This is a genomic window from Nonlabens sp., assembly GCF_047636915.1.
Lineage (GTDB): Bacteria > Bacteroidota > Bacteroidia > Flavobacteriales > Flavobacteriaceae > Nonlabens.
In genome coordinates this window covers 1-10083 of the sequence record NZ_JBLIGN010000089.1, presented here as the reverse complement: position 1 = coordinate 10083, position 10083 = coordinate 1, and the positions used below count along the sequence as shown (strand labels likewise).

General features: G+C 37.3%; 7 protein-coding genes. 5 read left to right on the top strand and 2 right to left on the bottom strand.

Annotated features, from left to right (window positions below):
- Positions 1-674 precede the first annotated feature (674 nt).
- Genes ACJAT0_RS11125 through ACJAT0_RS11110 form a run of 4 tightly spaced genes read left to right on the top strand, consistent with a single transcriptional unit; the run spans position 675 to position 7245 of the window.
- Positions 675-4100, top strand: a complete 3426-nt coding sequence (locus tag ACJAT0_RS11125; RefSeq protein ID WP_415181708.1) for a hypothetical protein — start codon at positions 675-677, stop codon at positions 4098-4100.
- Entirely contained in the window at positions 4093-4512 is a 420-nt protein-coding gene (gene ybeY / locus ACJAT0_RS11120) for an rRNA maturation RNase YbeY (protein ID WP_415181707.1), read from the top strand. Before ACJAT0_RS11125 ends, ybeY begins: the two co-directional genes overlap by 8 nt.
- A gap of 3 nt (positions 4513-4515) precedes the next feature.
- Positions 4516-6387, top strand: coding sequence for a tRNA uridine-5-carboxymethylaminomethyl(34) synthesis enzyme MnmG (gene mnmG, locus ACJAT0_RS11115; protein WP_415181706.1), 1872 nt, complete (start codon positions 4516-4518; stop codon positions 6385-6387).
- A 24-nt stretch (positions 6388-6411) separates the two neighbouring features.
- Complete coding sequence (locus ACJAT0_RS11110) at positions 6412-7245, top strand: class I SAM-dependent methyltransferase (RefSeq protein WP_415181705.1); 834 nt, start codon at positions 6412-6414, stop codon at positions 7243-7245.
- Positions 7246-7372: 127 nt separating this feature from the next.
- On the opposite strand, the gene ACJAT0_RS11105 is transcribed toward ACJAT0_RS11110, so the two are convergent.
- Both ACJAT0_RS11105 and ACJAT0_RS11100 read right to left on the bottom strand, forming a co-directional pair.
- Positions 7373-7768, bottom strand: a complete 396-nt coding sequence (locus ACJAT0_RS11105) for a hypothetical protein (protein ID WP_415181704.1) — start codon at positions 7766-7768, stop codon at positions 7373-7375.
- Positions 7769-7850: 82 nt separating this feature from the next.
- Positions 7851-8981 (bottom strand): ATP-binding protein, encoded by a 1131-nt coding sequence (locus tag ACJAT0_RS11100; protein WP_415181703.1) that lies wholly within the window; start codon positions 8979-8981, stop codon positions 7851-7853.
- Between the two features lie 417 nt (positions 8982-9398).
- Between ACJAT0_RS11100 and ACJAT0_RS11095 the strand changes: the two genes are divergently transcribed.
- The coding region (locus ACJAT0_RS11095) for a phosphoglycerate kinase (protein ID WP_415181702.1) at positions 9399-10083 on the top strand (685 nt) is incomplete at its 3' end.

Sequence of the window (10083 nt, the reverse complement as noted above, 5' to 3'; positions counted from 1 at the left end):
CTTTTGGAAAAACAGGATTGTTTTTATTTTGGTAAAACCATGGTGTGATGCTGTTGTGAAGTGAAAATCTTTTCCTGATCTTCGTAATGATTAGGTTAAAGCCTATTGTCTTCGTTGTTTGTATTATTATAAGTATCTCCTAGAAATTATACTTCTTCCTAACTACATTAAGAATCAATTGGTTTCTATTTAAATAAGTACAGCCTAACTTTACGGGGTCACAATTGGAATCAAAAATGATCATTTTTCTTCCCTTGATGGGTAGCGACCCAAAACCGCACGCAACTATAACATCAGTTAGTAACTTTTTATTTTAATGTCGAATTCCATAGTGCTGCGATTATAGTCTTAAGTTTTGTTTTAAACTGTTATATCATAAGCCAACTATTGAATTTGTAGTTTCTAAAAAACATCACATCAAATTAAGATAATCCAGAATAGGGCAAAGTTACATCTTAGAGCTCTATTTCCATTTTTCTCAGTCTTTTGCCGTTAACGCTGTCGAATTGGGCACCTATAAAACACACCTATAAAAGTTAAATATTACTTAAAAAAAGTGACTTGTTTTAACTTTTTTTATGGCTTTGCCCTCATTTTTAATGGCTGGTGTTCCTACTAACATAAAGGTCGTTCTAATCCGTTATATTTACGATAAGTACACGACAACATAGAAAATGACAAACTTTGAAATTATAGAGCAGAAGCTCAAACGGTTTATCAGTAAATATTACTGCAACGCACTAATACGCGGTGTGATTCTATTCATGGCTCTCGGATTGCTTTACTTTTTATTTACGGTAGTTATTGAATATTTTTTATGGCTCAATCCTTTGGGAAGAACGATCCTTTTCGGAATGTTCATTGTTATAGAATTATTTCTATTAGTTCGCTTTGTGGGAGTTCCTCTTGCGCGTTTGCTCCAACTATTTCGGGGTATTAATTTTAGAGATGCCAGCACCATCATAGGAATTCATTTTCCTGAAGTTTCTGATAAGTTAATTAACGTCCTACAGCTTCATAAAAACGGAGGAGATGATGAGCTTACTTGGGCAAGCATCAATCAAAAGAGTGAACACCTTAAACCCATTCCTTTTACGCTTGCAATAGATTACAAAAGGAATAAAAAGTTTTTACCCTATTTAGCCATTCCATTGGTCATTATAGCGGGATTACTATTCACTGGGAATAATGAAGTATTAACAGACAGTGCAAAACGTGTCGCAGATTACAACAATGAGTACCTACCACCAGCGCCCTTCAATTTCACTATCCTCAATGCAGATCTCAACACCTTGCAGCGTCGTGATTTTAAACTGAACGTAGAGGTAAGTGGTCGCAAACTTCCAGAAAATGCCAGTATTAATTTTAATGATCAGACGTATTTTTTAACGCAGGAGTCCCCAAGTAAATTTAGTTTTATATTTTCCAAACCCTTAGAGCCCACAGAGTTTTATTTATCTGCAAACGAGGTTAGGAGTAATAAATTTTTACTCGCAGTGAATCACGTTCCAATTTTAAATGGGTTGGAACTGTTTTTAGATTACCCAACACATACAGGAAAGCAGGATGATAAATTGGTAAGTACTGGAAACGCCATTGTTCCACAAGGAACAAATATCATATGGAAGTTGAATACCTCAAAAACAACTCAAGTAGACTTTATCAGCGCGGATGATAGAAACTCGTTCCAAGGGAAGGATGGTAGCTTCGTTTTCGCGAAAGCGGTATTACATCCTTTTAAATATTCCATAGCAACCTCTAATGAGAACATCAAAGATTACGAAATACTTCAGTTTAAAATCGAGGTTGTAAAAGATGAATATCCTGAATTAGATTTGAAAATGAAAAAGGATTCCATAGATTCTGAGGTGAGGCATTTTAAAGGACAAGTTTCAGACGATTATGGAATCCGAAAGATGCAATTGGTGGTTTACCCATCAGAAGAGGTTCTTAAAACTAAAAGATATGATCTTGGTTCTAATCTGGGGACTTTCGATCAGTTTTTATTCACTTTTCCAGGTAACCTACCCTTGAAGGCAGGAAATAGCTATGAATATTACTTCGAAGTAATTGATAATGATGCGGTTAACAACTATAAATCTTCTAAATCAGAGGTTTTTACGTATCGCAAACTATCTAATGATGAATCAGAAGATCAACTACTGTCTAAGCAAAAGGAATCGGTATCTAATCTAGAGGAAGCCTTGGAGGACCAAGCAAAACAACAAGAAAAATTAGACGAGTTATCTAAGGAGCAATTGCAAAAAAAGGAACGCAGTTTTAATGACAAGCGAAAGCTTAAACAAGCCTTAAAGAACCAGCAAAAGCAGGAACAGAAGATGCGTCAAGAACTGGAAAAGCTAAAGGAAAATCTTCAAAAATCTAATCCTCAGGAAGATTCTATGAAGGAGTTATTAGAAGACCGCATGCAAAAGAGTGCTGAGGAATTGAAGAAGAATGAAGAACTTCTCAAAGAGCTACAGGAGTATCAGGATAAATTAGAGCCTGAAGAACTGAAAGAAAAGATGGATAAGGCAAAAAACAATTCTAAAAAACAAAAGAGGAATTTGGAGCAGTTGTTAGAACTCACAAAGAGGTATTACGTCCAGCAAAAATTTGAGCAGTTAGGAAAAGAATTAGAAAAGATGGCCCAAAAACAAAAGGATCAATCTGATAAAATTGGCACCAAAAATAAAAAAGAGGATCAAGATAAGCTGAATGAAGAATACAAAAATTGGGAAGAGGAACTTAAAGAATTAGAAGATGAAAATGATGGACTAAAAGAACCTATGCCAATGGAGTTTGAACCCGAGGAATCTAAAGAAATCAAAGAGGAGCAGAAACAATCCAGTAATGATTTAGAGAAGTCGAAAACACCACAGGCTCAAAAAAAACAAAAAAGTGCTTCAGAAAAGATGCAGAAGCAAGCTGCTTCCATGTCAGCACAGATGTCTGCTATGTCTCAGGAGGCTATGAAGGAGGACTCAGAAAGTTTACGACAGATACTGGATAATTTAATAGTGTTCTCCAAAAAAGAGGAGGACTTGATGGAGTCAACAAAGGAAATGAGTCGGTTAAGTTCTAATCTAGGAAAGAAGCTCAAGATGCAAAAAGAATTAGAAGGAGCATTTGAGCATGTGGATGACAGTTTGTTCGCTCTTGCAACTCGCAACCCTAAAATCGGTCAGGAGGTGAACAAAGAGGTTACGGATGTTTACTATTATCTAGAAAAGTCCCTAGAACAAATAGCAGAGTTCGAGATGCAGCAGGGTCAGGTGTCTCAGCAGTTTGTGTTAAAAGGTGCAAATACGCTTGCTGACATGTTGAGCAATACACTGGATGCTATGAATAATAGTATACCTATTCCAGGAAGTGGTAAAGACGGGGAGACTGGACAAGGATTTCAATTGCCTAACATCATTAAAAAGCAAGAAAGTCTAGCCAAGTCAGGCGAAGGGAAAAAGCCTGGAAAGGAAGGCAAAGAGGGTAAGGAAGGAGACGCGGGCGAGTCAGGTGAAGGTGGTGAGTCAGGGAAGTCGGGAGAAAATGGTAAAGGCGAAGTTGACAGTGATGGCGAAGGCAGAGGAGACGGACAAGGGACAGATGGAATAAATGGAGAAAGTGGTTCAGGAAGTGGTAGTGGTTCTGGTGGGGAAGATGGGGAAAATCTAAGTTATCGAGAGAGTGAGGAAGAGGCAAAACGCATATATGATATATATAAAAAGCAGCAAGAATTACGTGGGGAATTAGAGGACATGATAGGTCGGGAAGGCTTGGAAGAAAAAGTGGGAGATATCACAGAGAAGATGAAATCGGTAGAACGCAAGTTGCTAGATCAAGGGTTCAATAGAGAAGTACGACAACGCATGATGGATATTCAACACGATTTATTAAAATTAAAGGACGCTGGTCTAGAGCAAGGGGAAGAGAATCAACGAGAGGCGCGCAGCAACCTTCGCGATTTTAATAATACAACGGATGCTAAATATCCTGATGCTGCTAAGTACTTCAATAACAAGGAGATTTTAAATAGACAAGTCTTACCTTTGCAGCCCAAATATCGCATGGAGGTAAAGGAGTATTTTAAAGCTAATGATTGAATTAAGTTATCAAAATAATTTTACACCTTTAGATGAGGTTGTCTATTCCAAATGGATGGAGCTTATGGCGTTTTCAGAGAACAAAACAATAGGCGAATTAAGCGTTGTTTTTTGTTCTGATGAATTTCTGCTTAAGATCAATCAGAATCATCTGAATCATGATACGTATACGGATATCATTACGTTTGATTATTCTGAAAACGGATTGATCAACGGGGAGATCTATATCAGTACAGAAAGGGTAAAAGAAAATGCGGGTAGATTCAGTGTAAGCGAGACAAATGAATTACAGCGTGTCATGGCACATGGTGTATTACATCTTTGTGGTTATGGGGATAAGAGTGATTTAGAAACGCAAGTGATGCGGGATAAAGAGAATGAAAAAATCGGGATGTTTCACGTGAAACAATAAACAATGTTTGATAAAGAATACGACGTAGTAGTGGTTGGTGCAGGCCACGCAGGTAGTGAAGCTGCAGCAGTAGCAGCAAACATGGGTTCAAGGACTTTGCTTGTTACCATGAATTTAGAAACTATAGGCCAGATGAGTTGTAATCCGGCCATGGGCGGAATTGCAAAGGGTCAAATTTTAAGGGAAATTGACGCTTTGGGCGGATTGAGCGGTATTGTTTCCGATAAAAGCGCTATACAATTTAAGATGTTGAATCAGTCTAAGGGACCTGCTATGTGGTCACCGAGAACACAGAATGATAGGATGCGATTTTCGGAGGAATGGAGACTGCAATTAGAAGCGATACCACTGTTAGACTTTTATCAGGAAATGGTTCTCGGCTTAATAGTCGAGGGAGAAAAAGTGGTGGGTGTGCGTACGGCCTTAGGAATTGAAATACGTGCAAAAGCTGTAGTATTAACAAACGGTACTTTTTTAAACGGTTTGATTCATATAGGCGATAAAAATTTCGGTGGTGGGCGAGCTGGTGAAAGAGCGTCAACTGGAATCACAGGACAATTAGTAGACTTGGGTTTTGAAGCAGGTAGAATGAAAACAGGAACGCCGCCTCGTGTGGACGGAAGGTCTCTAGATTATAGCGTAATGGAGCCGCAACCTGGTGATGCGATAACGTCAAAATTCAGTTATAGCAATCTAACGAGCTCGTTGAAACAGCAACGGGATTGTCACATGACCTATACAAGCCCCGAGGTTCACAATATACTTAAGGAAGGTTTCGACAGGTCTCCTATGTTCAACGGTAGAATTAAGTCTGTAGGACCAAGGTATTGCCCCAGTATTGAAGATAAGATTGAGCGTTTTGCAGATAAAGACAGGCATCAAATTTTTGTAGAGCCTGAGGGCTGGAATACATGCGAGGTATATGTAAACGGTTTTAGCACTTCTCTGCCAGAAGATATACAGTTTAAGGCTTTGAGGTCTGTTGCTGGTTTTGAAAAGGTAAAATTCTTCAGGCCTGGTTACGCAATTGAGTATGATTATTTTCCGCCTACTCAGTTAAAGCATACCTTAGAAACTAAGTTAGTGAGTAACCTATACTTTGCAGGACAAATAAATGGAACAACAGGTTATGAAGAAGCTGCTTCACAAGGCCTGATGGCAGGAATTAATGCGGTACGTAAAATAAGAGATGAAGAGGCTTTTATACTCCGAAGAGATGAAGCTTATATAGGAGTCCTTGTGGATGATCTGATTACTAAGGGAACGGATGAACCCTATAGAATGTTTACGTCACGTGCAGAATACAGAACCCTTCTTAGACAAGATAATGCCGATTTAAGGTTAACTCCACGTGCTGTAGAGTTAGGAATAGTTACAGACGAAGCATTAAAAAGGGTAGACCATAAAAAGAGGGAATCAGAGAAAATGGTTCAGTTTTTACGGGACACCAGTTATGAATTTAATGAGATGAACACTCTTTTAGTAGCTAAAGGCAGTAAAGTGGTTACTCAAAATGATAAGTTATTTAAAGTCTTTTCAAGACCTCAAATTGACTTGGAGGCCATAAAAACCATCTCGCAGGTAAAGGTATATTTAGAGGAAAATGATCTCAATGATGATATATTGGAGCAAGTGGAAGTACATGTAAAATATGAGGGATATATCGCTAAGGAAAAAGATAACGCAGATAAACTTAATAGACTAGAAAACGTTAAGATTCCTGCTCATTACGATTTTAAAAGTATCAAGTCACTTTCTTATGAGGCGGTGGAAAAGCTTACAAAAATTCAACCGGTGACTGTTTCACAAGCAAGTCGTATTTCTGGAGTTTCGCCAAGCGATATTTCTGTGCTCTTGGTGCATATGGGCCGATAGTTTCACGTGAAACAATTTATAAATTTGAATTTCTCAAAACAGTTCCTCACTCTTAAAGATTACTTTCTTACACAAGAAAAGTTTGAGTTATATATTGATCCTGCAACAGAATTAATAAAAACCATTCCGCAACCAGAAGAGTTGGACAGGTATTATGAGAGTGAAGAGTATCTTTCGCATGATGATACGTCAGTTTCTTTATTTGCCCGTTTCTATAATTTTGCCAAAGTGTTTAATCTCAAGTCTAAGACGTCTCTTATAGAGAAGTTTGCTTTAAAAGGAAAAGTTTTGGATATAGGAGCTGGAGTGGGTGACTTGGTTCGAGCTTTAAAAAAACAAGGGATCGATACAGTAGGCTGTGAACCTAATGCAAAAGCAAGACAGGTGGCTTTGGAGAAAGGAATTGAATTACAAGTAAATCTAGAGCCTTTTGAAGCACATGGTTTTGAGCTTATTTCTATGTATCATGTGTTAGAACATGTTCCCGATGTAGAAAAGCAGAAACAAGAAATCCTGAAATTATTAAAACCTCAAGGTGTTTTAATTCTGGCCTTACCTAATTATAAATCCTACGACGCTATATTTTACGGAATGTATTGGGCGGGTTTTGATGTGCCACGGCACTTATTTCATTTTAATAAAAAGGCCGTTAAAAATTTATTTGATAAAGAGTTTGAAATCATAAAAATGAAGCCCATGTGGTTTGATAGCTTTTATGTTTCTATTTTATCTTCTAGATATAAGAAATCGATGTTTCCTTTTGTTACAGGAATATTAGTCGGTTTGCTATCCAATTTCATGGCAATCTTTACTAAAGAACCCAGTTCCATCACTTATGTCTTAAAAAAGCGCTTTTAAAACAATTTAAAAGCGCTTTTTTAGTAAAACAACCTAGAAGCCGGTAGCTTTCAGAAAGTGGTTCCAAGCGCTTTATTTCAACCCGTTTTTAATAAGTTTCATTGATTAAAGGCGCTTTTATCATAGATTATATAAATTGTGACCAGAATAGCCCTAGCATACTTATTAGAAAATATATTCCCAGTCCTGAAGATCCAGCATAATCCTTTACAATTCTTAAACCGAATAATAAAATAATAATAAGAAAGCCCGAAAGCATAAATGCATAGGAAGCATACCATAAACTTGGAACAGCCATAATATCATATAATGCGATGCTTATTAAAACACAGGTGGTAATTTCTAAACCTGAAATGATAAGGATACTCATCTTCACAATAGCAGAAGAAAAAACACTTCGATACATATGGCAATAATGAGCAACTGTAATGTTCCATGCAAATAGTTTTTCATAAGCAGACATCAAATAAGTCACGAATAAAAAAATAAGAATAAGCACAACACCGGAGTAGGTAAGAATCATGAATTAAAAAGTTTACTTATAACAATTGCCTTTTAATAATTTTAGGTAAAACAACTAAACCTGTAAGAAAAATTAAAAGGGCTCAATTTTTAGAATGAAGAATACGAGTCATTCCTATACTTAAATCGGTAAGAACGATTTTACCATTTGCATTACGCTCTATATGATAAATCGCATCTTGAAGTTCCTTTTGAACTTCCATCATTCTATTCCCATCTACAAAAGGAGCAAATTTACCCAATTCAAAACCACTTTGAGGCGAAAGATATACAGCCGTTTCTGCTTTATAGTTTTTTAACATGGCTTGTCTAAAGAATTCCATGCAGTAGTTTAGAAACCTAATTTGTGTCTCGCGGTTCACACTTGCTATGGCAGTTGCCCACTCTATAAGATCATTGACCGCTGTCATTTTTGTCTTTGCAACAAAAGCGGTCCTTACCCATTGCACAAACCATTGCTCGAACTGTATATCTTCGGCACTATTTTGTGAAAATTGAACTGCTTTTCTGTAATCTCCATCAGCCTGTCTAGCGATACTATAACACTGATATTCAGTTAACTGCATATTTTTTTGTAAGCCTTTAGCAATGACTGCCGTATTAAGTTTAGGAATAGTGATGACTTGACATCTGGACTTGATGGTATTTATAATTTGATCGTCAGACTCTGCTACTAGAAGGATGATAGTTTTTGCGGGTGGCTCTTCTATCAGTTTTAATAATTTATTTGCTGCTTCGGTGTTCATTTTATCAGCACCCCAAACGATAAGGATTTTAAAACCGCCTTCATAAGATTTAAGACTTAGTTTTTTCATGATGAGCTGCGCTTCGGCAACACGTATTTCAGCATTCTTTTTTTCAATATCTATGGCTTTGTACCAGTCTGGTAAGCTTCCGTAAGGGTTAGAAAGTAGAAAAGCTCGCCATTCTTTTAAAAACATATCTGAAGTTGCCTTGGTACTGCTACTTCCAGCAGATGAAGGCATGGGGAAAGAAAAATGTAAATCTGGATGCGCCAGATTATCGAGTTGCGCATGACAGCTATCATTATCGGTACCGCATAGAATAGCTCTTGCATAAGCAATAGCAAGCGGTAAAACACCGCTTCCAGTAGGCCCAACAAAAAGTTGTGCATGGGCTATACGACCATTTTGAACAGTAGATTGCAGGTGCTTTTTAATATGGTCCAGTCCTAAAACTTCTTGATATTGCATGTTGCAAATATAAGTTGATCCCTTCAGGTCATGAAATTTCTATTATGTTTGATTGGTGTTCTTTTTATTGGTACTTGATCACGGAGCTTATTCAAAGTTTAGGACAAAGGGTTTACCTACTTGAATTAATGTATGGCAAACACTCATTTATTACCTTTTCTCCATGGAAGATGCTATTATTGGCATAGATTCATCTCACGCCTTGGTTATCTAACAAGGTTTTCCCTGTAGGGAAAAGTACGCAGGACCGCGGGTGTTGCGATCTCAGAAATTTGTTAAAAGATCTAATCTGATACAAATCATCTGTTTTCCATAGTTCATCAGCGCAGCGTTTCCTATTCTTTTAGTCAATTATAAACATCATGGATAAATACATATCCAGTATATTTGTTTTTAATCAACTTTGAATATCATAAAATGACTATAGATCAAATTAATTTTGAGAATAAAAGAGCGCTAATTAGAGTAGATTTTAATGTGCCACTCGATGAAAATTATAAAGTGACTGATGCGACTAGAATAGAAGCGGCAAAAGACACTATTATTCATGTATTAGAACATGGTGGTTCTGTGATATTAATGTCACATTTGGGTCGTCCTAAGAATAAAGAAGAAGAATTTTCCTTAAGTCATGTAATAGCAAAAGCCAGCGATATTTTAGGTGTTCAGGTCCAATTTGTGGAAGATTGCAAAGGAGAATTAGCTGAGAAGGCCGCCAATGACTTAGAGCCAGGAGAAGTTTTATTATTAGAAAATTTAAGATACTACAGTGAAGAGACCGCTGGGGATACCTCTTTCGCAAAAGCCTTATCACAGTTGGGTGACGTTTATATAAATGACGCTTTTGGAACTGCGCACAGAGCCCATGCAAGTACCGCAGTAATAGCTCAATTCTTTGAAGAAAAATGCTTCGGCCTGCTCATGAATCGGGAGATGGTGAGTTTGGATAAAGTTTTAAAAACCCCAGAAAGACCGCTAGTTGCTATCTTAGGAGGCGCAAAAGTATCCTCAAAAATCACCGTAATTGAGAACATTCTAACTAAAGTAGACGACCTGATCATTGCTGGTGGAATGGCCTATACATTTATCAAGGCGCAAGGCG

Bases quoted from the DNA above. Each gene is read 5' to 3' on its own strand.
- mnmG (WP_415181706.1), top strand. From the start codon at position 4,516: ATGTTTGATAAAGAATACGACGTAGTAGTGGTTGGTGCAGGCCACGCA.
- ACJAT0_RS11125 (WP_415181708.1), top strand. From the start codon at position 675: ATGACAAACTTTGAAATTATAGAGCAGAAGCTCAAACGGTTTATCAGT.
- ybeY (WP_415181707.1), top strand. From the start codon at position 4,093: ATGATTGAATTAAGTTATCAAAATAATTTTACACCTTTAGATGAGGTT.
- ACJAT0_RS11105 (WP_415181704.1), bottom strand. From the start codon at position 7,768: ATGATTCTTACCTACTCCGGTGTTGTGCTTATTCTTATTTTTTTATTC.
- ACJAT0_RS11100 (WP_415181703.1), bottom strand. From the start codon at position 8,981: ATGCAATATCAAGAAGTTTTAGGACTGGACCATATTAAAAAGCACCTG.